This window comes from Ciceribacter lividus, assembly GCF_003337715.1.
In the GTDB taxonomy this organism is placed as follows: Bacteria; Pseudomonadota; Alphaproteobacteria; order Rhizobiales; family Rhizobiaceae; genus Allorhizobium; species Allorhizobium lividum.
Window position 1 is genome coordinate 100,566 of the sequence record NZ_QPIX01000010.1, and the last position, 25,494, is coordinate 126,059.

Sequence of the window (25,494 nt, forward strand, 5' to 3'; positions counted from 1 at the left end):
TTATCCCTTGTTGGTCGGAAAGGCGTTCGGAATAGCCTGAACGATTGCTTTTTTCATGACGGTCGGCAGCGCCTGGTCATCAAGTTTGGTCACCGGTTCCCAAAATCCGTGAACGCTGGAGGGGATGCTGAGCGGTCCCGCGCGGTAGACCGAAAGCCTGAGCTCGAAATGGGTGAAGACGTGGGTGACGATGCCGGCCGGCTGCCACTCCGCGGAAAAGGGGGCGGCGGTCACGCCGGTCTCGCCGTCCGTCCGCGCCGTCCAGCCGGTGGTCGGCACCTCCGTCATGCCGCCGAGCAGGCCCTGTTCGGGCCGCCGCCGCAAGAGGATGAGCCCGTCACCCGAGACGGCGACGAAGGCAGCGCCCTGCCGCACCGGCCTCTCCTTCTTCGCTGCCTTCACCGGAAAGCGTTCCGGATCGTCGCCGTCGAGCGCGAGGCAGTCCCCGCGGAAGGGACAGAGCGCACAGGCCGGCCGTTTTGGCGTGCAGATCGTCGCGCCGAGATCCATCATCGCCTGGGCGAAATCGCCCGGCCGTTCGGCAGGCGTCAGCGCCGCCACATGCCGCTTCATCTCCGGTTTCGAGCCGGGCAGCGGCGCATCGATCGCATGGAGCCTCGAGATCACCCGCTCGACATTGCCGTCCATCACTGCCGCCGGACGGTCGAAGGCGATCGCCGCGATTGCCGCGGCGGTATAGTCGCCGATGCCGGGCAGGGTTCTGAGCCCCTCCTCGGTATCGGGGAAGACGCCGCCATGCGCGCCGGAAACCACTTCCGCGCATTTCTTCAGATTACGGGCGCGCGCATAATAGCCGAGGCCCGCCCAGGCGGCCATCACGTCCTCGTTCGGTGCGGCGGCGAGGTCGCCGACGCTCGGCCAGCGGTCCACGAACTTCGCGAAATAGCCCTTTACCGCCTGCACGGTGGTCTGCTGCAGCATGACTTCGGACAGCCAGACATGGTAAGGGTCCGGCCTGAGGCCTTTGGCCGCCATGGCCGGCGTCGTGCGCCACGGCAGCTCGCGATGGTGGCGGTCGTACCAGGCAAGCAGTGCCCGGGCGGTCGGATTTGCGGAGGATTTCAAGGTCGCCATTTGCTGATGAGGGGTAAACTCGCCTATATCTGGCCAAATCGGTATTTGGTTCAAGGCCGGATCGGCCGGCAGAGGCAAAAGGTTTGAGGCGCGCCGCGATGAACAGTCAGAAGAAGAGCGCCGCGCCGAGAAGGGGTGTCTTCCAGATATCCGAGGTGGCGAACGGCATCATCGATCCGGTGCTCGCGCGCCGCGCCGGCATCAACACCGCGCTTCTCGGCTCTTGGGACGAGATCGTCGGCGACAGTTTCGCCGATTGCTCGCGGCCGGAAAAGATCGCCTGGCCGCGGCGCGGCGAACCGGGCGAGGAGGGCGGTCACCGGCCGGGCGTGCTGACGATCGCCTGCGACGGGGCGAGGGCGCTTTTCCTCTCCCACGCCCAGGGCGAACTGATCGCCCGCATCAACGGCTTCTTCGGCTATCCGGCGATCGGCCAGATCCGCATCGTGCAGAAGCCGGTCTCGCAGGCGGCGCTTCACCGCCCCAAGCCGCGAAAGCTCGAAGGCGAGCGGGCGCGCCGGCTCGCCGACATGATGGAAGGCATCACCGACGAGAAACTGCGGGCGGCAATCGAGCGGCTCGGCACGGCGGTCCTCTCGCCCAACCGGCGGCCGCGATAGCCGTCGTGCCCGTCCGGTTGCGTTTCTTTGCCGTTCTGGGCTTCAGGATGTCACAATTCTTTGATGAAACAGCAGCTTCCCCGCCTTGTTTGCCGCCGGCCGGCAATATAACGGTTGTGGCAAAGTCCAAACTCTGAACGAGACAGGTGCCCCGATGCAAATTTCCGAACTGAACCTCACCAAGCGGCGGCTGCTCGGCGGGATCGCCGTGACGGCGCTCGGCGCGCTGCTCGCCTCCTGCTCGGACAGCTCGGAGGAAAAGCCGGCCGAAACCAAGACCGCCCCCGCCGGCGAAGAGGCGAAGCCCGCCGCCGAGAAGCCCGCCGAAACGGCACCGGCCGAGGCACCCGCCGCCAAGGTCGAGGTCCCGCAGCCGGACGGCACGGTCGACATGGCCGACGTGCTGAAGCCCGGAACGCTGCCGGAAATGGCGATGGGCGACGCGAATGCGCCGGTGAAGATCGTCGAATACATGTCGATGACCTGCCCGCACTGCGCCCATTTCCACGAGAACACTTTCGACGCGATCAAGACGAAGTATATCGACACCGGCAAGGTTTACTTCGTCCTTCGCGAGTTCCCCTTCGACCCGGCGGCCACCGCCGCCTTCATGCTGGCGCGCTGCGCCCCGCAGGACCGCTACTTCCCGTTCGTCTCCACCTTCCTCAAGCAGCAGCGGGCCTGGGCGGCTCCCGCCGACGGCGATGTTCGCGGCGCGATGCTGCAAATGTCGAAACTTGCCGGTTTTACACAGGAGAGCTTCGAGGCGTGCTTGACGAACGCGAAACTTGCCGCTGATGTGACGGCTGTGAGAGACCGTGCGGCCAAGGATTACAACATCAAGTCGACGCCGACCTTCCTCATCAATGGAAAGAGCTATTCCGGAGACATGTCGGTTGAAACCATGTCGGCACTCATCGACAGCTTCCTCTGACCGGCGCGCATTCGAGACTGTGGCCGGCGGGAGCCCTCGTGCGGCCGTTTTTTACCTCCCCCTTGATGGGGGAGGTCGCGCGAATGCGCGGGTGGGGGTGACGCTGCTGGCGGTCACCCCACCCCGGAGCTTTGCTCCGACCCTCCCCCTCAAGGGGAGGGTGAACCCATGAAATTCAACCGTCTCCGCCTCGTCGGCTTCAAGTCCTTCGTCGAACCGACGGAGTTCGTGATCGAGCGCGGACTGACGGGCGTCGTCGGCCCGAACGGCTGCGGCAAGTCCAACCTCGTCGAGGCGCTTCGATGGGTGATGGGCGAAAACTCCTACAAGAACATGCGCGCGTCCGGCATGGACGACGTGATCTTCTCCGGCTCGGGAAACCGTCCCGCGCGCAATTCGGCCGAGGTCGGCCTCCATCTCGACAATTCCGACCGCACGGCGCCCGCCGCCTTCAACGACGCCGACGAGATCCAGGTGACGCGCCGCATCGAGCGCGAGCAGGGTTCGGTCTACCGCATCAACGGCAAGGAAGCGCGCGCCAAGGACGTGCAGCTTCTCTTTGCCGATGCCTCCACCGGCGCGCGTTCGCCCTCGATGGTCGGGCAAGGGCGGATCGGCGAACTCATCCAGGCGAAGCCGCAGGCGCGGCGCCAGCTCCTCGAAGAGGCGGCCGGCATTTCCGGCCTGCATTCGCGCCGGCACGAGGCGGAGCTCAGGCTGCGCGCCGCCGAAGGCAATCTCGAACGCCTCGAAGACATCACCACCCAGCTCGAAAGCCAGATCGAGAGCCTGAAGCGTCAGGCCCGGCAGGCGAACCGCTTCAAGATGCTCTCGGCCGACATCCGCGCCAACGAGGCGATGCTGCTCCATGTGCAATGGGTGCAGGCCAAGGAGGCGGAAGGGGAGGCTGAAAGTGCGCTGAACCAGGCGACCTCGATCGTCGCGGAAAAGGCCCAGCTTCAGATGGAGGCCGCGAAGACGCAGGCGATCGCCAGCCTCAAAATGCCGGAACTGCGCGAGGAGGAGGCCAAGGCCGCCGCCGCGCTGCAGCGCCTGCAGATCGCCCGCTCGCAGCTCGAAGAGGATGCCGGCCGGCTTCTGAAGCGCCGCGACGAGCTCGCCCGCCGGCTCGCCCAGCTCGACGAGGACATCCGCCGCGAGGAGCGGCTCGTCGCCGACAATGCGACGATCCTCGAACGGCTCGACGTCGAGCAGGCCGAGCTTGAAGAGGCGCTTGCCGATTCCGGACGCCATGCCGAGGAGACGCGCGAGGCCTTCGAGGCCGCCGCAGCGACGCTCGCCGAAAGCGAGAAGCAATCTGCCGCACTCACCGCCGAACGCGCCGAGGCGGCTGCCGGACGCACCCAGCTCGAACGCTCGATCCGCGAACTCGGCGATCGCCGCCAGCGCCTGCAGCGCCAGGCGGAAGACGCCACCCGCGAGATCGCCGACATTGCCGCCCGCGTCGCCGGCCTGCCCGATCCGGACGAGAAGCGGGAAATGGTCGATGCCGCCGAACAGGCGCTCGCCGATTGCGAGGCCGCGGTGGTCGAGGCGGAGGCCGACCTTGCCGGAGCCCGGCGCGACGAAGGCCTTGCCCGCACCCCGCTCGAAGCGGCGCGCGCACGGTTGAACGGGCTTGAAACCGAGTCCCGCACGATTTCCAGGATGCTGGCCTCCGCGGCGGCTTCCGGCGAATTTTCGCCCGTCGCCGAGGAGCTGCGCGTCGACCGTGGCTTCGAAACGGCGCTCGGGGCGGTGCTCGGCGACGACCTCGATTCGCCCACCGATCCGCGTGCGCCCGCCCACTGGAGCGAGAACGGCGCCGGCTCCGACGACCCGGCGCTTCCCGCCGGCGCCATGCCGCTGATCGGCCATGTCGCCGCACCGCCGGCGCTGACGCGGCGCCTGCGCCAGATCGGTGTCGTTGCGGCCGAAGAGGCACACCACCTGATGGGGCTCCTGCAGCCCGGCCAGCGACTCGTCACCCGCGAGGGCGCCGTCTACCGCTGGGACGGTCATGTCCGCGGCTCCGAGGCGCCGAGTGCGGCGGCACTCCGCCTCGCCCAGAAGAACCGGCTCGCCGAAATCGAGGCCGAGATCGGCGAGGCCCGCGACCAGCTCGCCGAGGCGGAAGATAGGCTTGCCGAGGCGGTCGAGGCGATCCGCATAGCGGACGCAAGTCTTGCCGCCGCGCGCGAGACCCAGCGCCTCTCGCTCCGGCGCCTCTCCGAGGCCCGCGATGCGCTCGCCCAGGCGGAACGCGCCTCCGGCGAGCTGCTGCGCCGCCGCGACGTGGTGGAGGAGGCGCTGAGCGGCCTGAAAGCGCAGGTCGAGGAAATTCTCGCGCAGGAAGAGAATGCCCGCATCGAACTCGAGGATGCGCCGGACCTTTCCCATCTCGACGAGCGTCTGCGCCTCAGCCAGCTCGAGGTGGCGACCGGCCGCGGCCTGCTCGCCGAGGCCCGCGCCCGCCATGAAGGGCTCGACCGCGAAAACGAACAGCGCCGGCGCCGCATTGCCGCGATCGGTCACGAACGGGCGACCTGGATCGCCCGTGCAAGGAGCGCCGAGGAGCATATCGCCACCCTGCGCGACCGCGAGCTCGAGGCGCGCGAGGAGGTGATGTCGCTCGAAATGGCGCCCGACGAATTCGAGGAGAAGCGCCGTGCGCTGCTCGCCGAACTCGACAAGGCGGAAGCCGCCCGCCGGGCCGCCGCCGACAGGCTCGCAGAAGCCGAGACCCGCCAGCGCGAGGCCGATGCAAAGGCGGTTTCCGCCCTCGCCGAGCTTGCCGAAAGCCGTGAGAAGCGCGGCCGCGCCGAGGAACGCCTGATGTCGGCGCGCGAGCGCCGCAAGGAGACCGAAGCGCGCATCCACCAGGCGCTCAACGTCGAGCCCCACGAGGCCTTCCGGCTGACCGGTCGGAACGCCGGCGACGGCCTGCCGGACCTGCGCGCGATCGAGCGCGATCTCGACCGGCTGCGCATCGAGCGCGAGCGCCTCGGCGCCGTCAACCTGCGCGCCGACGAGGAGCAGAGGGAGCTTTCGGAAAAGCTCGCTGCGCTCATCAGGGAACGCGACGACGTGATCGACGCGATCCGCAAGCTGCGCGGGGCGATCCAGAGCCTGAACCGCGAGGGCCGCGAACGGCTGATCGCCGCCTTCGACGTCGTCAACGCCCAGTTCCAGCGCCTCTTCACGCATCTCTTCAACGGCGGCACGGCCGAGCTGCAGCTGATCGAGAGTGACGACCCGCTGGACGCCGGCCTCGAAATCCTCGCCCGCCCGCCGGGCAAGAAGCCGCAGACGATGACGCTGCTTTCGGGCGGCGAGCAGGCGCTGACGGCGATGGCGCTGATCTTTGCCGTCTTCCTCACCAACCCCGCGCCGATCTGCGTGCTGGACGAGGTGGACGCGCCGCTCGACGACCACAATGTCGAGCGCTACTGCAACCTGATGGACGAGATGGCGGCCTCCACCGAGACCCGCTTCGTCGTCATCACCCACAACCCGATCACCATGGCGCGCATGAACCGGCTCTTCGGCGTCACCATGGCCGAGCAGGGCGTCTCCCAGCTTGTTTCCGTCGACCTGCAGACGGCGGAGGCCCTGCGGGAGCGCGAGGCGGTGTGACGGGTCGGCTCCGGCAATGCCGCAGGTCTTTCCGGCCGGCCGCCATGGCCGCGGCCGTCGCCTTTGCTCTGGCCTTTCCGCTGCATGCCGAGGAACCGGCCCAAAGCCTTTCCGGCAATTTTCTGCCCCAGGTGATCGCCATGTCCGCGCCCCATCGCGAGGCGCTCGAAACGCTGCTGCGGGGGCGTCGCGGGCTTCCGTATTGGATACGTAGCATGGTCGTCCGCCCCAAATACATCGCGCTCGCCTCGAAGAGCGTCGCGGTCGACGGCAAGGAAATGCAGCTCTTCTCCGCCTGCGAGGCCGGGCGGTGCGCCGAAAGCCGTCTGCGGGCGCTCTTTTCCGCCGACGGCAAGCGGGTGACGGTTTATATCCACGACGCCCGGCAGGGGCATCTGGTCTTCGGCGACCCGACGCCGGCGGAACGGCTCGCCGGCGACTTCTGATCGCATTCTCGTTCCGGATGCATTGCCAGCTCCGGTTGACATCGCAAGCATGAACATGCAATCTAGAAGTGTTTAGATTGGGTGGCGCAATCTTGACGAGCCTAAACCTATCCCAACTCAAAGGAGAAGCTCTATGGATACCACCAAATCCACCCGCCCGTCGGCAACGCTCGGCGCTGAACTCGACGTCTTCGCCAAGGCGCCGCGCATCGGCCAGACCCCGTCGACGACCGAGATTTCCGCCATGATCAAGGGCGGAAAGCCGGGCGACATGGACAAGCTCGACGTATGACACCGGTCGGTGGCCGCCCTTCGGGGCGGCCATTCGGCTGAGGCGGTGCGCCTCGCACGGAGACCGGATGCATGTTCGTCGGACGACTTGAACGGACGGTCGCCGCCGGTTGCGAGCGGTGGGCGGTCGACAGACTGCGGGTGATGACCCATCCACTGCTCGAGCACTTCCGCTGGGAGGGGCCGGATCTTTCCGTGCTCCTTTGCCGTGAGCGCTCTACGACCGGAGGGGCGGGCCTTCCCCCCGCATCCGGTGCAGGTGAGGCCGAACTGCGTGCCTTCCTCACAATAATGGAGGCCTGGCCGCTCGACTGGCAGGCGATCGTCGTCGACCATCGTCGTGCGGCGGTCACGGTCCGCGCCGGGCATGGCGGCGTGGCGCCGCTCTATGTCCGCCCCTCGGCATCCGCGATCGAGGTCTCCTGGGATTTTGCCGATTTCTACGCGGATGCGGCCGCAGGCGACGTCGATCCGGCCTGGACCGCCTTTCGCCTCACCGGCAATCCACCCTATGCGGCGGCGACCCTGTTTTCCAACGTCTTCATGGTGACGGAGCGCGCCGCCCTGCACGTCGATGTGGGCGGCAAAGTCACCGTCGAATACCCTGCACCTGCCCCCTATTTCCTGCCGACGCCCGTCCGCGAGGACGTGGACATTCCCGCAGTCGCCTCCGATCTCGTGGAGGCGCTGCTGCGGCGCTGGCCGCTCGACGCTCTGGAGGTCGCCGCCGAATTCAGCGGCGGCATGGATTCGGCGGTGATCGCCGGCGTGCTCGCGCGCGGGGCCGCGTTGCCGCCCGTGACTGCGGCACTCGAAATTACCGGCGCTGCGGCATTCCAGCAGCGCGAGAGGCGCGAGCTGGCGATCGCCCGTCTCGGTTACCGGGATATGACCTGGCCGGTGGAGCGCACGGCGATGGTCCCGTCCGGTTTTTCGGCAGCGAGCGACTACGTGGCGACACCGCGCAATGCCGACCTGCAGCGGCCCTTACGGGGCCTCATCGCCGCACTCGTGCGCGAAAGGGGCACGCGCGTGATCGCGACCGGAACTGGCGGCGATGAATTACACATGCTGCATGCCTTCGAGCAGGACGCCGAGCAATGGGCGAGGAACGTCAGCGACGCCTACCTGCCGCAATCGCCCGCCTCGGCGATCAGGCCGACCTACCGCAACAGCTTCGGCGATTACGCCCGCCGTTGCGAGCGTGCCCCGTTTCCGGTCTTGCCGATTTCCGTGCTCGAAGCGCAGGCGGCCCGCGCGCCGCTCTTCGCCGAGAACGGGCTCTGGCCGGTCAGCGCCTTCGCCCAGCCGGAGTCGGTCCGCTTCTATCGCAGCCTGCCGCGTGAGTGGCGTGCCGGAAAGGCGCTGCATCGCCGGATGCTCTCTCATCTCGGTTACCCGGACGCCTTTCTCGACGTGCCGCTGCGCGAGAATTTTGAGACCTATCTCACGACCTCGCTCGTCGCCGCTGCCGGGGGTATCACCCGCGATCTGCGCCGTGAATGCCGCCTGCACGATCTCGGCATCGTCGACGCGGACGCCCTGATCCACGCCGTCTCGGGGATCGGCAGCGCGAGCGGCCTCGATGAGGTCGGTTTCGTCTTCCATGCCTTCAACGTGGAAACGATCCTGCGCCGTGTCGGCACGAGGCGGCAAGGCGGCTGGGACCGCCGAGCGACCGGCAGCGGCGACGTGGGATCGACCGCCGCCTGACACCTTGTCCGAAACTTCTCCACGACCCTGCCGCAATTATGATGCAATGCAACATAAGTTGCAGGCGGCGGCGTTTCCAATCCGGCTAGATTGCTGTAAATGATGGAAAAAGCCTATGGGTGGAGAGAGGGCATGAGGAAGTGGGTCTATACCTTCGGTGACGGAAAGGCCGAAGGTCGCGCGGGCGATCGCGAGCATCTCGGCGGCAAGGGCGCGAACCTTGCGGAGATGGCGAGCCTCGGCCTGCCGGTGCCGCCCGGCCTCACCATCGTCACCGACGTCTGCTCCTATTATTATGACAACGGCCGCACCCTTCCGGACGCGATGAAGACCCAGGTGCTCGCCGGCCTGAAGGGCATGGAGGAGATCACTGGCCGCGGCTTCGGCGATACCACCAATCCGCTGCTGCTCTCCGTCCGCTCCGGCGCCCGCACCTCCATGCCCGGCATGATGGACACGGTCCTGAATCTGGGCCTCAACGACGAGACCGTCGAGGCGCTCGGCCACAATGCCGGCGACGCGCGCTTTGCCTGGGACAGCTACCGCCGCTTCATCCAGATGTACGGCGACGTCGTCATGGGCCTCGGCCACGAGGCCTTCGAGGAGATCCTCGAAGACGAGAAGGCCCGCCTCGGCCACGACCTCGACACCGACCTCTCCGCCGTCGAATGGCAGCATGTCGTCGGCCTCTACAAGGCGCTGATCGAAGACGAGCTCGGCGAGCCCTTCCCGCAGGATCCGCTGGTCCAGCTCTGGGGCGCGATCGGCGCCGTCTTTTCGAGCTGGATGAACCCGCGGGCGATCACCTATCGCCACCTGCACGCCATCCCCGCCGAATGGGGCACCGCCGTCACCGTCCAGGCCATGGTCTTCGGCAATCTCGGTTCGACGTCTGCGACCGGCGTCGCCTTCACCCGCAATCCCTCGACCGGCGAGAAGGCGCTCTACGGCGAGTTCCTGGTCAATGCCCAGGGCGAGGACGTCGTCGCCGGCATCCGCACCCCGCAGTCGATCACCGAGGCGGCGCGGATCGAATCCGGCTCCGACCGGCCCTCGCTCGAGAAGGTGATGCCCGAGGCCTTCGCCGAGTTCCGCTCGATCTGCGACAAGCTCGAATCGCACTACCGCGACATGCAGGACCTCGAATTCACCATCGAGCGCGGCAAGCTGTGGATGCTGCAGGCCCGCTCCGGCAAGCGCACGACGAAGGCGGCGATGAAGATCGCCGTCGACATGGCGGCCGAAGGGCTGATCGGCGAGGAAGAGGCGGTGATGCGCATCGAGCCGTCCTCGCTCGATCAGCTCTTGCACCCGACGATCGATCCGCGCGTCGAGCGCGACGTCATCGGCTCCGGCCTCCCGGCATCGCCGGGGGCCGCGACCGGCGAGATCGTCTTCACGGCGGAAGAGGCGGTCGCCGCCGAGGAGGAGGGCCGCAAGGTGATCCTCGTCCGCGTCGAGACGAGCCCGGAAGACATTCACGGCATGCATGCGGCCGAAGGCATCCTGACCACCCGCGGCGGCATGACCAGCCACGCGGCGGTGGTCGCCCGCGGCATGGGCATCCCGTGCGTCGCGGGCGCCGGCAACCTGCGCGTCGACCTGCGCAACGAGGTGCTGATCGGCGCCGGCGTGACGCTCGGAAAGGGCGACGTCATCACCATCGACGGCTCCACCGGTCAGGTGCTGAAGGGCCGGGTGCCGATGCTGCAGCCGGAGCTTTCCGGCGATTTCGCCCAGCTCATGGACTGGGCCGACCGCACCCGGCGCATGACGGTGCGCACCAATGCCGATACGCCGACCGATGCGCGCGCGGCGCGCTCCTTCGGCGCGGAAGGCATCGGCCTCTGCCGCACCGAGCACATGTTCTTCGAGGGCATGCGCATCCAGGTGATGCGCGAGATGATCCTCGCCGCCGACGAGGAGGGCCGCCGCCGCGCACTCGCCAAGCTCCTGCCGATGCAGCGTTCCGACTTCACCGAGCTGTTCGAGATCATGCACGGGTTGCCGGTGACGATCCGTCTCCTCGATCCGCCGCTGCACGAATTTCTGCCGAAGACCGACGAGGAGATCGCCGAGGTCGCGGACGCCATGGGCCTCGAGCCGCAGGTCCTGCGCCAGCGGGTCGACGCGCTGCACGAGTTCAACCCCATGCTCGGCCATCGCGGTTGCCGCCTTGCGATCTCCTATCCCGAGATCGCCGAGATGCAGGCGCGTGCAATCTTCGAGGCCGCGATCGAGGCCGCCCGCGAGACGGGTGCCGCCGTCGTGCCGGAGATCATGGTGCCGCTCGTCGGCCTGAAGTCCGAGCTCGACTACGTGAAGGCCTCGATCGACCGCGTCGCCCGGGAGGTGATGACCGAGGCCGGCCTGCAGATCGGCTATCTCGTCGGCACGATGATCGAGCTGCCGCGCGCTGCCCTGCGCGCCCATGTCATCGCCGAGGTGGCGGAGTTCTTTTCCTTCGGCACCAACGACCTGACGCAGACGACCTTCGGGATCTCGCGCGACGACGCCTCGTCCTTCATCGCCACCTACCAGCGCAAGGGCATCATCGAGCACGACCCCTTCATCTCGCTCGATTTCGACGGTGTGGGCGAACTGATCCGGATTGCCGCCGAGCGCGGCCGCCAGACCCGGCCCGACATGAAGCTCGGCATCTGCGGCGAGCACGGCGGCGACCCGGCCTCGATCCACTTCTGCGAAGGCGCCGGCCTCGACTACGTCTCCTGCTCGCCCTTCCGCGTGCCTATCGCCAGACTCTCCGCCGCGCAGGCGGCGATCAAGGCCAACGGCCGAAGGGGCTGATTGCGTCAGCCCGGAACGGCGGGGATTTCGCGCCTCAGATCCGGTTCGTCGTGAACGAAGCTGAGCTGAAGGGTTGCCTTCCTCTCCGTGTGGTCGTCCGGCGCGAACCGCTCGGCCGGGGCGTCGAGGCGGATGCCGTAGTCCGAGAGCGCGGCCAGGAAAGGCTCGATCTCCCTGGCCTCCAGCACGAACCGGATGTTGGTCATCTTGTTGGAATACATGTGAACGTCATCGACCCAGCCACCACGGGCGTTTATGCTGTCGAAGACGAAGCTGGTGGCCGCGTTGCGCTCGCGCCGGGTAACGGCGTTCAGCATCAGGATCGATCTCATCGCTCTCGTCTTTCATCGGTCTTGAATGATGACCTCGGCATCATTTATGGACAATTCTCCACACCGGTCCAAGGGACAAGGCGACGCATGGTCTCGAAAACGCATGGCGCAACGGGCGACGCCAAACCGGCACTGTCGCGTGCCGAGCGCCGCCGCAGGCAGCGCCAGGGTCTTCCCCTCGTCGAGGCGCCGAGCACCGGCCTTGCTGCGATCCGCGCCAGAACCCGCACCGCCGGTTTCCGCTGGTCGCTCGGGCTCGTCCTCCTCGGCTTCGTGGCGCTCGGCCTTTCGCAGGCGATCACTCACGACTACGGCTTCCTGGAGCTCGGCTTCCTCTTCACGCTTTCGGTCTACGATCTCGTGCTGGCGATGCTCGGCCTTGCGGTCGCCGCCGCCGTCGCGCCGAGCGCGCGCGGGATGCGCATCATCTTTCTCACCTTCCTCGCCGTTCTGGTGGTGATGCTCTCCTTCTTCGATCCGATCTTCCGCGGGATCATGGCCTCGCCGCTCGGCGAGGTGCTCTATCTCGTGGCGCCGGCCGCGGTGATCTCCACCGGGGCGGCACTCTGGGTGCCGGGACGATGGGCCGTCCTTGCTGCGGCTGTCGCGGCGGCGATCGTCGCCTTCTCCTTCTCGCTCTTCGTCGGCCTCGACGATCTCGGCATCGGCATTCTCGATTTCACCACCGGCACGGTGCTCTGTGCGCTCTGGCTCGTCGTGGCACCCGCGCTTCTGCTGCGACAGTTCCGCGGCCCCTGGCTCGTGATCCCCTCGCGCATCGTCGGAAGCTGGCTCGTGGTCATCGGCTTCATCGTCCTCGGCTCGCTCTACATGCCGCAACCGGAAAATGCCGCGCCTCCGGCGCCGCCGGGCGACCTGCAACTCATCATCCCCGACGACGGCTCGGCGCCGACCCTGAACGGCGAGGAACTGCCGCTCGACGACGGCAGCCAGATGGACGGGGGCCCAGGGGGTGATACGTCACGGCCCTGACTGCGCTTGTCGCCCGCCGGGCGAGAGGATAAACAGGAAGCACCTGATCCGAACTCGCGAGCGCCGGTGACGCATCGATGACCATTCGCTATGACCGGCCCGTCTCCCGTTCGGCCTTTCTGGCGCGACGGCTCGGGCGTGCGGCCGCCATCCTTCTCGTCCTCGTCGTCCTTCTCCACCGCTTCGGGCCGCTCACCACGCCGGATTTCGTGGCGCTCGTGCTTGCTTCGGCGGTTCCTGCCGCCCTTGCCGTGCCGCTCGCGCTCTTCGGCCTCTGGCGGCTCTGGAAGGTGGGGGCGCTCGGCGGTGTCGCGGCGGCGAAGGCGCTCCTCTATGCCGCGCTGCCGCTCGGCCTCGTCGGCTTTTCCGCCTTCCAGTACATGACGCGGCCGATGCTCTACGACGTCTCGACCGATCCCGTCGACCCACCGGCATGGATCACGGTGCCGGCGGCGAAGCAGCAATGGCTCGAACGCCCGCCGGTCACGCCGGCGATGCGGCAGGCGCAGGCGGGCGCCTATCCCGGCCTCACCGGGCGACGCTACGAAGGCGCGCTCGACCGCGTCCACCAGGCGGTGCTGAAGGTCGCCGAGCTCACCGGCCTCACCGTGACGGCGTCGCGCGGCCACGAGCTTCTCGAGCCGGAGCTCGCGCCGCTGCCGCAGGGCAGGGATGCGCAGGCCACGGCGCCGGCAGAGACGATCCCGGACGTCGGTCCGGTGCCGCTGCCGCGGCCCGCGCCGCAGGAGCTTGCCGTCGCCGAGCCGCCGGAGCCTGTCGGCACTGCGCGCGTCCAGGCGGAGACGCGCACGCTGGTGCTCGGCCTTGCCTTCGACATGATGGTCAGGCTGCGGGAGGAGGCCGAGACGACGCTGGTCGACATCCGCGTCTCCAGCCGCTACGGCCCGCATGATCTCGGCATCGGCGACCTGATCGCCGAACATTACCTCCACGAACTCGATGCCGAGCTTCTGGGGGTGGCCGGCGACTGACGGCGCAGTTTCACCTCAGGCGATCGTGTAGACGCCGGTGAGCCGCGGTGGGCCCTCGGTCGCGACGATTCCCTTCTCGACGAGATCCTCGATATGCGCGAGCACGGAAAGCGCGGCTGCACCGTGAAGCCGCGGATCGGTGTCGCGGTAGATTGCCTTCACCATGTCGGGGATCAGCCGGTCGCCCGCCCGGATGCGTTCGAGCACGGCGCGCTCGCGCATCCTCCGGTGTGTGCGGAGCCCGCGCAGGAAGGCCGACGGGTCCTTCACCGGCCCGCCATGGCCGGGAAAGTAGATGCGGTCGTCGCGCGACAGCAGTCTTTCGAGCGAGGCCATGTAGTCGCCCATGGCGCCGTCGGGCGGCGCGACGATGCTCGTCGCCCAGGCCATCACATGATCGGCGGAAAAGACGATGCCGCTCTCTTCGAGCGCGAAGGCGAGATGGTTGGCGGTGTGGCCGGGGGTCGCGATCGCCGAAAGCGTCCAGCCATCGCCCTCGACCCTGTCGCCGTCGGCGAGCGCGATGTCGGGGGAAAATTCCATGTCGGAACTCTCCGCGAAGGGGTTGGTCTCGCCGGCATGGAGAGGCCGTGCCGCGCGGTGCGGCCCTTCGGCGACGATTGTCGCCCCGGTCGCCGCCTTCAGCCGCCTTGCGAGCGACGAGTGGTCCTTGTGGGTGTGGCTGACGGCGATATGGGTGACCTCGCGGCCCTCGAGCGCCTGCATCAGCGCGGAAAAATGCGCGTCGTCGTCGGGGCCGGGGTCGATCACCGCGACAGAACCACGGCCGACGATGTAGGTATTCGTGCCGTGGAAGGTGAAGGGGCCGGGATTGTTGACGGTGATCCGCTCCACGCCGGCCGCGACTGGCACCGCCCGGCCGTGGGCCGGCTCGAAGGCAAGGTCGAATTCGGGGCTCTTCGGCGCGGTGCGCGGCTCGCTCATTTGTACTCGATCTCGATGAAGGACATCGGCGCATCGCCGCCGTTGACGACATTATGCTCGACGCCCGCCTCGCGGCGATAGACCTCGCCGGCCCGGCTCGTCACCCGCCGCTCGCCGGCGGCGTCCTCGATGAGAAAGTGGCAATCGGTCATCGGCACCACCACATAGCCGAGGCCATGCACGTGATGGCCTGTCGCCGCGCCGGGCTCGAAATCCCAGCGGGTGACGCGCACGACTGCATCGTCGAGAAGGATCGTCGGCAGGGCAGGCGGGCGGGCGGAAAAGCCGGGCATCGGGCACTCCTCGTTCGGATGCGGTGAAGTCTCGATCGGACCCTAAGGGGTGGGAGCGCCGCGTCCAATGAAAAATTCGGATGCGGGCGATGAGGACTGCTGATATGGGAAGCCGCCGGGCCGGGCGATCAGTTTTTTGTCACGAAACCGTTGCCCCGCCATGCCGCTTTTGCTAAGGGGCAACGGCCGGCGACGGAGCCCTCCTCCCCGCCGAGACGATCCGCACGTGTTGGGGCGTAGCCAAGCGGTAAGGCAGCGGTTTTTGGTACCGCCATCCCCTGGTTCGAATCCAGGCGCCCCAGCCAATTCTCTAGTTTCCCTTAAAGCAGCCTGGCATCTCGCGAGACGGCCTCAGACGGCCCAGTCCTCAACACGCAGTCTCGTGACACGCGAAAACTCGCGCATGTTATTCGTCACCAGCACGCATTCCGCGGCGAGCGCATGTCCGGCGATCATCGTGTCGTTGCCGCCGATCGGGGTTCCCCTGCTCTCCAGATCCTTGCGGATGCGCATGGCTTCCTCTGCAGCACCACGTTCCCAGGGCAAAATGGCGGACAGGCGCGAGACAAACGCCTCGACGAGTGGTCCGTGTCTGGCCGAAGCGTTCCGGCCGATCGTGCCGAGCAGCATCTCGTAATAGGTGATGACCGAGATTACGATGCTGTTCTGCGCCTCGACGGCAGCCTGAAGCCGTTCGAGTACCGAGGCCGGGCGCTCGCGCATGATGAACGAGCAGATATTGGTGTCGAGCATATAGACGATGCTCATTTGCCGGACTCGTCTTCATCCAGAGAGAAGCGCCCCTCCTCGATCAGGTCGGGGCGATCGCGTAGGAAGTCGGCGTCCGCCGGCGGCTCGTTACGGAAGGAGGTCCAGCTCGGACGGACGGGACGCAGCACGATCGTGTCGCCCTGTTTTTCTATGGTGAGTTCACTCACCCCCGGAAACTCGAAATCCTTCGGCAGGCGGATTGCCTGGTTCCGGTTGTTGCGGAATACGGAAACGGTACGCATGGAAGGTCTCCTGCCAACAATTTAATAATAACATATGTCAGGCATATGTCAAAATTGTGCTGTGATTGTCCCTACCTCCGCCCCTTCGTCGGCCGCCAGATGATGGTGTCGGGCTTGCGGTCGAAGGGCAGGCCCATCAGCCGGACTTCGCAGTCCTTGGCATCGCAGGTGGTGCATTTGAAGGGCAGGGTGTGCGGGTCTCGGCCACTGCCGTAGACGCGGGCGAGGTCTTCGGCGACAAATTTCGCTTGGCGACCGCAGCGCCGGCAGGTTGCGGTGACGAGCATCTGGTGGAGGGCGGCCTTGCCGAGGGTGTCGAACGTCATGGTCATTGCATGGAAAACATGGAACATAGCATGAACAAAGTCAAGAAAATCCCCGACTTTTGGGGGTGAGAGCCCGCGGATTCCCAGAAGTCGGCGGTCTTTGCCGCCATGCGCGTCGCTCCGGCGGCCGTCGCATTCTTGACGATAAGCATTTGCTGAATAAGGCAAAAATTAACCTTGGCGCGGCTATAAGGACCTTGCCTCGCGATTGGTAGTGCGTAGCGAGGCTCTTCGATCTTCCCTGATCGCCCGTTCGGCCCACATTCTTCCCGCCCAGCCGACGTCCTCCTTGCAAACACAGGCCGAAAACGAAAACGGGCCCCGCGAAGGAGCCCGTTCCGGATCATATCCATCGACGCCGCCGTCATTCGGCGCCCAGGAATTCCTCGCAATAGCTCTTGCCGTCGGCGCCGCGCTTGTCGACCACGGTACGGATGCCACGGATGACGTAATCCGGGGAGACCGTGAGCTGCACTTCGCAGCGCAGGTATTCAGTGCGGGCGCTCTGCAGCAGCTTGCCCTTCTTGCCGTTGAGGTCTTCATAGACCGCCGGCACCACGCGGGTCTTGTAGCCACCGCGCCAGCTGTAGAGCGTGTTGCCGCCGGCGGCCGTGTCGCTGATCGGCGGGCCGAACTTGGCGAAGAAGGCGCCGGCCTGCTTCCCGTTCCAGCGCGCCTCGACGCTGTTTCTGGCGACCCCTGTTGTCGTGCATGCGGCAAGGGCCAGCGCGAGGCCAGCCACTGTAATCACGCGGAAATTCATCTGTCCCGTCCTTCGCTTCGATCGGTGGGGCCGGCGGCCGCGCCTCTGCGCAGCCCCCGCACCGGCAGACCTCACCTCTGGCGGCTTTATCTCCAATTGCCTGCGGAGAAAATCGGTTCCATGCGCCGGCCGGTTTATTTTCTCGTCTGTATCTCTCCTGCCACGCTCCCCCTGCAAAACAAGGGCTCCGGGCGCCTGCCGCCGCGCGTCGTTCCGGAAGTCGCGGCGGGCCGTCACAATTTTTTCGCATTGCCCCGGCGCTTTTTTCAAAACACTGCTTGTGCAACAAAAACGGCTGGTCTATAGAGGCGCCGCTGGTCACGGAGTGTAGCGCAGTCTGGTAGCGCACCACGTTCGGGACGTGGGGGTCGCGTGTTCGAATCACGCCACTCCGACCAGCCGAAAAGCCCGCGGAAGCGGGCTTTTTTCATTTCCGGGGCCGGTTTTCCTCCCGTCCTCACCATCCGCCGCACCTTGCCGCTTTACAGCCGCGCCCTTGCTCCGCTAAGCGCGGGGGAGGCCAAGGCACCGGGGGAGAGACAATCATGACCGAGCGTTCCATCGTCACTTTCGTCGGCGTTGCGCATCCGTGGATGTGCGACACCATGGGCCACATGAACGTCCGCCATTATGCGGCGATGTTCGACGATGCGAGCTTCCAGCTTCTCGGCCATATCGCCGGGGCGGAAGCGGCCGATGATACGGGCAAGGGCTGGGCGGATGTCCGCACCGAGATCGAATACAAGCACGAGACGACGCCCGGCGCGCTTCTGACCATCCGCTCGCACGTGGTGAAGGTCGGCCGTTCCTCGATCACCTTCGTGCAGGAGATGCGGGGCAGCCTCGACGGCGTGCTCCATGCCCGTGCCCGCACCGTCAGCGCCCGCTTCGACCTCGTCGCCCGCGCTGCGATCGCGCTCGATCCGGCCGCCCGCGCCCGTGCTGAGGCGCTCATGGTGGAGGATGCCGGCTGACCTCCGGCAGGGTTTCGGCCATTCACGGTCCGTAGATGCGCGCCTCGACCGGCGTCGCGGCGATCTCGGCCTCCAGTGCGTCGACGAGCGCCTTTTCCGCCCGGTTCATCCGCTTTTCCGGATTGGTGACGAGATAGATGTCGACAGCCGGCGGATTGTCGTAGGGCGGCAGCCGCCAGAGAAAACCATCGTCGACGTCGCGGCGCGCGACATGCAGCGGCAGCGGCCCGATGCCGAGGCCCGCGACGATCATCCGGCGCACCTCTTCGAGGCTCGAGGAGGTGCCGACGACGTTGCCGCGCAGCTTCGCCTCGCTGCGCAGCAGCGCCACGGGCCGCAGCGCATCGGAGATGTTGTCGGTCTGGAAGGACACCGAGGATTCCTCGCGCAGGTCGGCGAGCGTCAGCTCCTCGCGGCCGTAGAGCCGGTGGCCGGGGCCGCAGAAGAAGCCGAAATGCTCGCGATAGACCATGGTGTAGGAAAGCGCCGGATCGCGCTCGCGCATGAGGCAGATGCCGAAGGAGGCGCGCCGCTCGCGCACCCGCTGCACCACCTCCAGGCTCTCGGCGACCGAGATGGTGAGGTTCGCCCGCGGATGGGCCCTGTGGAAGCCCGAAAGTGCCCGGTCGAAGATCGGCGAGACGACGTGGCTCGCAAGCGCGATCGACACGTGCCCGGTTACCGCCCCGGTCATGCCGTGCATCAGGTCGGGAAGCTGCGAGATCGTGCCGAACACCTCCACCGCCTGCTCGTAGAGCATCAGGCCTGCCTCGGTGAGTTCGAAGCGGGTGGCGTCGCGGTCGACGAGCCGCGTCCCGATCCGGTCTTCGAGTCGCTTCAGCGCGTTGCTGACGCTCGGCTGCTTCAGCGCCAGCCGCTCGGCCGCACGGGTGATGCTCTTGCCCTCGGCAATCACGACGAAGGTGCGCAGCAGGTTCCAGTCGAGGTCGAAGACCAGCTTGTCGGCGCGGGGCGGCATACATTCTCCAGAGCTATAATGTTCATTTGCATTATCTATTTGCGGAATACATCGGCAAGGACAATCATGCGTGCCTGCCGACCGTGGCTCTGCCGGCCGCCGGTCCCGCCCACCGACAGGAACGCCCATGCCGAACCAGCCCGCCGCCGGACGCCCGGCCTCTCACCTCTTCTACCAGAGCCGCCTGCGCCGGCCGCTCGCGAGCCACGCCGAGGGCATCTACATCTGGGATGAGACCGGCCGGAAGGTCATCGACGGGTCGAGCGGCGCGATGGTCGTCAACATCGGCCATGGCAATCCCCGCGTCCTCGAGGCGATGAAGCGGCAGATGGACAAGGTGACCTTCGCCTACCGCCTGCATTTCGAGAACGAGCCGGCCGAGGAACTGGCCCGCCGCCTCGCCGGCCTGATGCCGGAGGGCATGGACAAGGTCTTCTTCGTCTCCGGCGGATCGGAGGCGGTGGAATCCTGCCTGAAGCTCGCCCGCCAGTGGGCCGTGGCCGTCGGGCAGGCGAGCCGCTACAAGGTGATCTCGCGCTTCCCCTCCTATCACGGCTCGACGCTCGGGGCGCTCGCCGTCACTGGCTATGATGCACTGACCGCCCCCTTCCTGCCGATGATGCAGGCGATGCCGAAGATCAAGGCGCCGACCGCCTATCTCGACCGCGACAACCTCTCGATGGAGGAGCGCGGGCTGAAATATGCCGACATGCTGGAGGAGAAGGTCCTCGCCGAAGGCCCGGAAAGCGTGCTCGCCTTCATCATGGAGCCGATCGGCGGCGCCTCGACCGGCGCGCTCACCGCGCCCGACAGCTACTATCCGCGCATCCGCGAGATCTGCGACCGCTACGGCATCCTGCTGATCCACGACGAGGTGATGAGCGGGGCGGGCCGCACGGGCAAATATCTCGGCGGCGACCACTGGAACTGCAACCCGGACCTGATCGCCCTCTCCAAGGGGCTCGGCGCCGGCTATTGCCCGCTCGGCGCGATGATCGCCCCCTCGCGCCTCGTCCAACCGGTACTCGATGCCGGCGGCTTCGCCCACGGCTATACCTATGCCGGCAATCCGCTCGCCTGTGCGGCCGGGCTCGCCGTCCTCGACGAGATCGAGAACCACGACCTGCTCGGCAATGCGACACGCGTCGGCAATCTCCTGCGGCAGGAACTCGAAGGGCTTGCGGAACGCTTCCCCTTCATCGGTGACGTGCGCGGCAAGGGCCTGCTGCTCGCCGCCGAATTCATTGCCGACCGCGAGACGATGGCGCCGCTGCCGAAGGAAATGAACGCCTACCAGCGGGTGGTCGACATCGCTTATGAGCGCGGCCTCATCATCTATTCGCGGCGCACCCGTGGCGGCACCGAGGGCGACCATTTCCTCGTCTGCCCGCCGATGATCATCACGCCGGAAGAGATCGCCGAGACGGTCGGCATCCTCGAAAGCACGCTCGCCGAGCTCGCCGCCGAACTCGGCCTGCCCGTGAACCGCTGAAGGAGAGGCCGATGACCACGAAGACCGACCCCATGCGCAACAAGGTGATCATCACCTGCGCCGTCACCGGTTCGGTGCACACGCCGACCATGTCGCCCTACCTGCCGGTGACGCCGGACGAGATCGCCTCCGAGGCGATCGCCGCTGCCGAGGCCGGTGCCGCGATCCTGCACCTGCACGCCCGTGATCCGGAGAACGGTCGCCCGAGCGCCGATCCGGCGGTCTTCCGACAGTTCCTGCCGCGCATCAAGCAGGCGACCGACGCGGTGGTCAACATCTCGACCGGAGGCTCCTCGCTGATGGCGCTCGAAGCGCGTCTCGCTCCCGCGCTCGATGCGCGCCCCGAGATGGCTTCCTTCAACATGGGTTCGATGAATTTCGCGCTCTTTCCCGCCCTCGACAAACCGATGGAATGGAAGCACGCCTGGGAGCCACAGCTTCTGGAGGCGACCCGCGGCACGATCTTCAAGAACACCTTCGAGGACATGGAGTTCATCCTCGACAGGCTCGGTCGGGGATGCGGCACCCGCTTTGAGTTCGAGTGCTACGATGTCGGGCATCTCTACTCGCTCGCCCATCTGCGCGACCGCGGCCTCGTCTCGGGCCGGTTGTTCATCCAGTTCGTCTTCGGCGTGCTCGGCGGCATCGGCGCCGACCCGGAAAACCTCACCCATATGAAGCGCATCGCCGACAAGCTCTTCGGCGCGGACTACAGCTTCTCGGTGCTGGCCGCCGGCCGCCACCAGATGCCGATGATCACCATGGCCGCCGCCATGGGCGGCCATGTCCGCGTCGGGCTGGAGGACAGCCTCTACAGCGGCCGCGGCCGTCTCGCGCGCAGCAATGCCGAACAAGTCGAGCGCATCCGCACCGTTCTCGACGCCCTGTCGCTCGAGGTCGCCACCCCCGCCGAGGCGCGCGCCCATCTCGGGCTCAAGGGCGCCGATGCGGTGGCCTTTTGACGGATGGCGGCTATCATCCGGCGGCGACGGCATCATGAAGAGGACGGGCAGGCCATGAGCGACGAAGGAAACGAGGCGGCGGCACTGCGCATCCGCCCGGCGGAGCCGCAGGATGCCGAAGCGATGCACGCGGCGATCCTGAGCCTGGCCGGTCATCTCGGCCAGCAGGCGAAGATCCGGAGCACGGCCGAGGATTTTCGCCGCTACGGCTTCGGCCCGGAGGCGGCCTTTTCCGGCTTGATCGCCGAGGTGGACGGCGAGTTCGCCGGGCTCTGCCTGTTCTTCCCGATCTTCTCGACTTGGCTCGGCCGGCCGGGCGTCTACGTGCAGGACCTTTTCGTCGACGAGCGTTTCCGCGGCCGGCGGATCGGCGAAAGCCTCCTGCGCGCGGTCGCCTCCTGGTCGCGAAAACGCGGCGGCGTCTACCTGCGACTTGCCGTCGACACCGAAAACGTCTCCGCTCACGGCTTCTACGAGCGCGTGGGTCTCGCCTGGCTCCAGACCGACCGCGAGCACGGCGCCTATGGCGAGGCCTTCCTGGCGCTCGCCGGTCCCGACGAAACCCGACACGAGGAAATGCGATGAAAGCCTTCTACGCCGACGAGCAGAAGCGGCACGACCCGAAGATGTTCCTGTCGAGCGGCGCGCCGCACCCCAATCCGGAACAGCCCGAACGGGTTGAACGCCTGCTCCTTGGCGCGAAGGCCGCCGGCTGCGAGATCGTCCGGCCGCGCGCCCACGGGCTCGGCCCGATCGCCGCCGTTCACACGCCCGAGTACCTCGAATTCCTGGAGCATATCTTCGAGCGCTGGCAACGCATTGCCGGCGCCTCGGAGGAGGTGATCCCGAACATCCATCCGCTTGCCCGCACCGGGCGCTATCCCGCATCCGCCGTCGGGCAGGCCGGCTACCACATGGCCGATACCGCCTGTCCGATCTCCGCGGAAACGTGGCAGAGCGTGTGCTGGAGCGCCTGGAGCGCGGTGGAGGCGGCAGAGGCGGTGCTCGCCGGCGCGCCGGCGGCCTATGCGCTCTGCCGGCCGCCGGGCCACCACGCTTTCGCCGATGTCGCCGGCGGCTTCTGCTTCGTCAACAATTCGGCGGTCGCCGCGCAGCATTTGCGCGGGACGGCGGCACGCGTCGTGATCCTCGACGTCGACCTCCATCACGGCAACGGCACGCAAGGCATCTTCTATGCCCGCTCCGACGTGCTGACGATCTCGCTCCATGCCGATCCGGTGCGCTTCTATCCGTTCTTCTGGGGGCATGCGGACGAACGCGGGGAGGGTGCCGGGCTCGGCTATAACCTCAATCTGCCGCTGCCGCGCCAGTCCGGCGACGAGGAGTTCCTGCTCGCGCTCGGCGCCGCCTTCCGCCGCATCCGCGCCTTTTCTCCCGATGCGCTCGTCGTGGCGCTCGGGCTCGACGCCTTCGAGGGCGATCCCTTCGGCGGGCTTTCGGTGACGACGCCCGGCTTTTCGAGGATCGGCGAGGCGATCGCCGGCCTCGGCCTGCCGACCGTCATCGTCCAGGAGGGCGGTTATCTCTGCGACGCGCTTTCCGACAATCTTACCGCCTTCCTCACCGCCTTCGGGACAGGCGCCGGCGGTTGATCAGCACGCGGCCGGACGCTTCTCGCATCGTTGCGTCCGACTGCATCTTGAAACCGACACAATGCATAGTCATCTATAGGTTCGGTATCGGGCTTGATGCGGCTGGCGCTCCAGGGAGAGCGCCTCTTGAATGCACGCATCGGACATCGGCTCTCAACACGAGCCTTGAGCTTTCCCCTGCAGCCTGAAGACTCTTCCCAAGAAATAATCGCGGCCGGTCCGATCTGAGGACCGCCGCTTAGGAAACCTATGCAAAAGATACAAAAACTGACAACCAAGAACCTGAATGCCGTCTCGCCGCCGCGGCGCATGCCGATCGCGACAGCAGCCGCAAGGCGCATCGCCGGACCCGCACTGTGGCGACCGGCAGTCGTGCGCTTCAGCCGCGAGGAAATGCGCGCGATCGTCGCCGAACAGATCGACTGACGGCGCGGCACTTCCTGCCGATCCATTCATAACCAATCTTCCACCAAGGAGAGGCCGGCGAGACCGGCCTGAACACCAAGAATGAGCAAACGACAGACCCGCGCGCCTCGCCAGAAGAGCCAGGCAAGCAACCGCGCCCGCAATAGCGGCGCGCGCGGCCCGGCGACTTCGCCCAAGGCCGCGATGGACCGCTACGAGCACTATCTTGCGCTTGCGCAGGAGACGGCGCGCTCCGGCGACCGCATCGAAGCGGAAAACTACTACCAGCACGCCGAACACTATTTCCGCAGCGCCGCGGCCATCGCCGCCGCAGCCGCCGAGAAGTCCCACCACGCCTGAGGCGTGGACATCCCGGTCCGGGGTATTCCAGATCGTGAATTGATCGGAATACCCCGAAGTGCGTGACCGTTCCGCTTCTTCTTCCTGGTCAGGACCATATTTTCGAGGCCGTTACCCGTGTCATAGGCGAGGATTTAACGGAATTTCCATTCATCATGTGCAAAATGTCGCTTATTTGCATAAGTGCGGATTGCAGTATTGGAGCAATTTCTACATCTTCCGACCATCATGATCGTCTATGCCCTGGGCACGCTCGTCGTCGCCGTCATATCGCTGGGCATCTGGTGGCATGACCGCAGCAACAAGGCTTCTGCCTTGCTCGGGTTTGCCTGCGTCGCGGGAATCGTCGGCGCAATCCTGCACGGGCTCCGCCTCGTCCTGCCCTTCTGGCTCTCCACCGGGCTTGGTTTTCCGATCGCCTTCGTCGGCATAGGCTTGTTCTGGAGCGCCTTTGCGGCCTTCGACAACCGCCGGCCGAACTACCTCATGGTCTTCGCCGGTGCGCTCCTGAGCCTTGCCATCTATCCGCTGTCGCTCTTCCAGGACTCGACGGTGTTCCGCGCGGTCATTGCCGCCATGGTCTTCGGCGTCTACAACGGGCTTGCCGCCTGGGAGGTCTATCGCGGCGGGCTCCGCGAGCCGCTGCCGTCCCGCCCGCTCGCCTGTGCGATCAATCTCGGCCACGCGCTGCTCTGGCTCGCGCGCATTCCCTTCGCCCTTTTCGTGGCGCCTCCGGTCGATGCGCAGGAACACTACGCAGCCTGGTTCGTAACCCTGTCGCTGCTGTCGGCGCTCTCCAACATGTTCGGCATGTTCTCGGTCGCCATGCTCGCCAAGGACCGCTCCGAGCGCCGCTACAAGATCGCGGCGGAAACCGATGCGCTGACGGGACTCGACAACCGCCGCTCCTTCATCGCGAAGACGGAGGAGATGCTTGCGCGACCGGCTGAAGCGGCCGCGATGCTGGTCTGCGATCTCGATTACTTCAAGCAGGTCAACGATACCGACGGACATCTGGCCGGCGACCGCGTACTGGTGACGTTCGCGGAACTGTTGCGGCGGCACATGCCGGAAAACGCCGCCGTCGCACGGTTCGGCGGCGAGGAGTTCGCCTGCCTCCTCCCGGGAGCGAGGCTCGAACAGGCACGCGCCGTCGCCGATGCCTTCCGACAGGCGGTCGAGCGGCAGGCGATCCCCTTCGAAGGGCGAACGCTCTCCGTCACCGTCAGCATCGGCGTGGCGGTGAAGGGCGAGGGGCGCGCGCCGCTCGATCTTCTTCTCGCCTCGGCCGACACCATGCTCTATCTGGCCAAGGCCGAGGGGCGCAATTGCGTCCGCGCCATGCAACTGCCGGCTGCCCTGGCCGCATCCGCAGGGCGGGGCGGTGCCAGCGACCAGGCGGGCGCCGTCGCCGGCCGCACCCTGAATTCCCGTCCCGCCTGAGCCGGAACCGCCGCCTGCCGGAGGCGGAGCGTAGCCGCGCGCATTTTCACTCAGTTGTTACTTCCG

26 protein-coding genes and 2 tRNA genes are annotated in these 25,494 nt (G+C 66.8%); 19 read left to right on the top strand and 9 right to left on the bottom strand.

The annotated features are described in order from the left end of the window. Positions 1-1,095, bottom strand: a complete 1,095-nt coding sequence (gene mutY / locus DFR48_RS17310) for an A/G-specific adenine glycosylase (RefSeq protein ID WP_114364466.1) — start codon at positions 1,093-1,095, stop codon at positions 1-3. 98 nt (positions 1,096-1,193) lie between these two features. On the opposite strand from mutY, the gene DFR48_RS17315 reads away from it, so the two are divergent. The 7 genes from DFR48_RS17315 (at position 1,194) to ppdK (ending at position 11,543) form a co-directional block, all read left to right on the top strand. After that, positions 1,194-1,715 (top strand): DUF721 domain-containing protein, encoded by a 522-nt coding sequence (locus tag DFR48_RS17315; protein WP_114364467.1) that lies wholly within the window; start codon positions 1,194-1,196, stop codon positions 1,713-1,715. Between the two features lie 154 nt (positions 1,716-1,869). After that, complete coding sequence (locus DFR48_RS17320) at positions 1,870-2,649, top strand: DsbA family protein (RefSeq protein ID WP_114364468.1); 780 nt, start codon at positions 1,870-1,872, stop codon at positions 2,647-2,649. A 168-nt stretch (positions 2,650-2,817) separates the two neighbouring features. After that, positions 2,818-6,285: a chromosome segregation SMC family protein gene (locus DFR48_RS17325; protein WP_114364469.1), complete on the top strand. Its 3,468-nt coding sequence runs from the start codon at positions 2,818-2,820 to the stop codon at positions 6,283-6,285. A gap of 44 nt (positions 6,286-6,329) precedes the next feature. Further along, positions 6,330-6,731, top strand: coding sequence for an Ivy family c-type lysozyme inhibitor (locus tag DFR48_RS17330; RefSeq protein WP_114364470.1), 402 nt, complete (start codon positions 6,330-6,332; stop codon positions 6,729-6,731). Between the two features lie 133 nt (positions 6,732-6,864). Further along, the gene (locus DFR48_RS22010) at positions 6,865-7,023 is read left to right on the top strand and encodes a hypothetical protein (protein WP_170141914.1); all 159 of its coding nucleotides are present in this window, start codon (positions 6,865-6,867) and stop codon (positions 7,021-7,023) included. Positions 7,024-7,094: 71 nt separating this feature from the next. Then, a complete protein-coding gene (locus DFR48_RS17335; protein WP_114364471.1) occupies positions 7,095-8,735 on the top strand; it encodes an asparagine synthase-related protein in 1,641 nt (546 codons plus the stop codon). 132 nt (positions 8,736-8,867) lie between these two features. Further along, positions 8,868-11,543: a pyruvate, phosphate dikinase gene (ppdK, locus tag DFR48_RS17340; RefSeq protein ID WP_114364472.1), complete on the top strand. Its 2,676-nt coding sequence runs from the start codon at positions 8,868-8,870 to the stop codon at positions 11,541-11,543. A gap of 5 nt (positions 11,544-11,548) precedes the next feature. Here the strand turns inward: ppdK and DFR48_RS17345 are convergent, their stop codons facing one another. Then, on the bottom strand, positions 11,549-11,875 hold the full coding sequence (locus tag DFR48_RS17345) for a hypothetical protein (RefSeq protein WP_114364473.1): 327 nt from the start codon (positions 11,873-11,875) through the stop codon (positions 11,549-11,551). Positions 11,876-11,962: 87 nt separating this feature from the next. Here DFR48_RS17345 and DFR48_RS17350 point away from each other — a divergent pair, with 87 nt between their 5' ends. Together DFR48_RS17350 and DFR48_RS17355 are read left to right on the top strand one after the other, a co-directional pair. After that, on the top strand, positions 11,963-12,868 hold the full coding sequence (locus DFR48_RS17350; RefSeq protein ID WP_114364474.1) for a hypothetical protein: 906 nt from the start codon (positions 11,963-11,965) through the stop codon (positions 12,866-12,868). 77 nt (positions 12,869-12,945) lie between these two features. Continuing rightward, complete coding sequence (locus tag DFR48_RS17355; RefSeq protein ID WP_114364475.1) at positions 12,946-13,860, top strand: DUF1499 domain-containing protein; 915 nt, start codon at positions 12,946-12,948, stop codon at positions 13,858-13,860. Positions 13,861-13,875: 15 nt separating this feature from the next. On the opposite strand, the gene DFR48_RS17360 is transcribed toward DFR48_RS17355, so the two are convergent. After that, on the bottom strand, positions 13,876-14,805 hold the full coding sequence (locus tag DFR48_RS17360) for an MBL fold metallo-hydrolase (protein WP_114364476.1): 930 nt from the start codon (positions 14,803-14,805) through the stop codon (positions 13,876-13,878). Further along, positions 14,802-15,098 (bottom strand): cupin domain-containing protein, encoded by a 297-nt coding sequence (locus DFR48_RS17365; protein WP_114364477.1) that lies wholly within the window; start codon positions 15,096-15,098, stop codon positions 14,802-14,804. Before DFR48_RS17365 ends, DFR48_RS17360 begins: the two co-directional genes overlap by 4 nt. Before the next feature lie 230 nt (positions 15,099-15,328). On the opposite strand from DFR48_RS17365, the gene DFR48_RS17370 reads away from it, so the two are divergent. Next, positions 15,329-15,403: transfer RNA gene (locus DFR48_RS17370), tRNA-Gln, on the top strand. A 46-nt stretch (positions 15,404-15,449) separates the two neighbouring features. Here DFR48_RS17370 and DFR48_RS17375 read toward each other — a convergent pair. The 4 genes from DFR48_RS17375 to DFR48_RS17395 form a co-directional block, all read right to left on the bottom strand. Next, the gene (locus DFR48_RS17375; RefSeq protein ID WP_114364478.1) at positions 15,450-15,866 is read right to left on the bottom strand and encodes a type II toxin-antitoxin system VapC family toxin; all 417 of its coding nucleotides are present in this window, start codon (positions 15,864-15,866) and stop codon (positions 15,450-15,452) included. Further along, positions 15,863-16,111 (bottom strand): type II toxin-antitoxin system VapB family antitoxin, encoded by a 249-nt coding sequence (gene vapB, locus DFR48_RS17380; protein WP_114364479.1) that lies wholly within the window; start codon positions 16,109-16,111, stop codon positions 15,863-15,865. The genes DFR48_RS17375 and vapB overlap by 4 nt, the downstream gene beginning before the upstream one ends. Positions 16,112-16,182: 71 nt before the next feature. Continuing rightward, the gene (locus tag DFR48_RS17385; protein WP_114364480.1) at positions 16,183-16,437 is read right to left on the bottom strand and encodes a hypothetical protein; all 255 of its coding nucleotides are present in this window, start codon (positions 16,435-16,437) and stop codon (positions 16,183-16,185) included. Positions 16,438-16,801: 364 nt separating this feature from the next. Further along, positions 16,802-17,200, bottom strand: a complete 399-nt coding sequence (locus tag DFR48_RS17395) for a hypothetical protein (protein ID WP_114364482.1) — start codon at positions 17,198-17,200, stop codon at positions 16,802-16,804. A 321-nt stretch (positions 17,201-17,521) separates the two neighbouring features. Here DFR48_RS17395 and DFR48_RS17400 point away from each other — a divergent pair. Together DFR48_RS17400 and DFR48_RS17405 are read left to right on the top strand one after the other, a co-directional pair. Continuing rightward, positions 17,522-17,598 (top strand) — tRNA-Pro (locus tag DFR48_RS17400). 147 nt (positions 17,599-17,745) lie between these two features. Then, positions 17,746-18,174, top strand: a complete 429-nt coding sequence (locus DFR48_RS17405) for an acyl-CoA thioesterase (RefSeq protein WP_114364483.1) — start codon at positions 17,746-17,748, stop codon at positions 18,172-18,174. Positions 18,175-18,196: 22 nt separating this feature from the next. On the opposite strand, the gene DFR48_RS17410 is transcribed toward DFR48_RS17405, so the two are convergent. Beyond that, entirely contained in the window at positions 18,197-19,153 is a 957-nt protein-coding gene (locus tag DFR48_RS17410; protein ID WP_114364484.1) for a LysR family transcriptional regulator, read from the bottom strand. A gap of 127 nt (positions 19,154-19,280) precedes the next feature. Here DFR48_RS17410 and DFR48_RS17415 point away from each other — a divergent pair, with 127 nt between their 5' ends. From DFR48_RS17415 to DFR48_RS17440, 7 genes are all read left to right on the top strand, one after another. After that, a complete protein-coding gene (locus tag DFR48_RS17415; protein ID WP_114364485.1) occupies positions 19,281-20,645 on the top strand; it encodes an aminotransferase family protein in 1,365 nt (454 codons plus the stop codon). Between the two features lie 11 nt (positions 20,646-20,656). Further along, on the top strand, positions 20,657-21,607 hold the full coding sequence (kce, locus tag DFR48_RS17420; RefSeq protein ID WP_245415641.1) for a 3,5-dioxohexanoate:acetyl-CoA acetone transferase: 951 nt from the start codon (positions 20,657-20,659) through the stop codon (positions 21,605-21,607). 54 nt (positions 21,608-21,661) lie between these two features. Then, positions 21,662-22,192 (top strand): GNAT family N-acetyltransferase, encoded by a 531-nt coding sequence (locus tag DFR48_RS17425; RefSeq protein ID WP_114364486.1) that lies wholly within the window; start codon positions 21,662-21,664, stop codon positions 22,190-22,192. After that, complete coding sequence (locus tag DFR48_RS17430; protein WP_114364487.1) at positions 22,189-23,220, top strand: histone deacetylase family protein; 1,032 nt, start codon at positions 22,189-22,191, stop codon at positions 23,218-23,220. Before DFR48_RS17425 ends, DFR48_RS17430 begins: the two co-directional genes overlap by 4 nt. Before the next feature lie 249 nt (positions 23,221-23,469). After that, entirely contained in the window at positions 23,470-23,646 is a 177-nt protein-coding gene (locus DFR48_RS22015; protein WP_170141915.1) for a hypothetical protein, read from the top strand. Positions 23,647-23,727: 81 nt separating this feature from the next. After that, positions 23,728-23,985: a DUF4167 domain-containing protein gene (locus tag DFR48_RS17435; RefSeq protein ID WP_114364488.1), complete on the top strand. Its 258-nt coding sequence runs from the start codon at positions 23,728-23,730 to the stop codon at positions 23,983-23,985. Positions 23,986-24,183: 198 nt separating this feature from the next. Then, positions 24,184-25,428 carry a GGDEF domain-containing protein gene (locus DFR48_RS17440; RefSeq protein ID WP_147273554.1) on the top strand — a complete coding sequence of 415 codons (1,245 nt, stop codon included), beginning with the start codon at positions 24,184-24,186 and terminating at the stop codon, positions 25,426-25,428. Positions 25,429-25,494 lie beyond the last annotated feature (66 nt).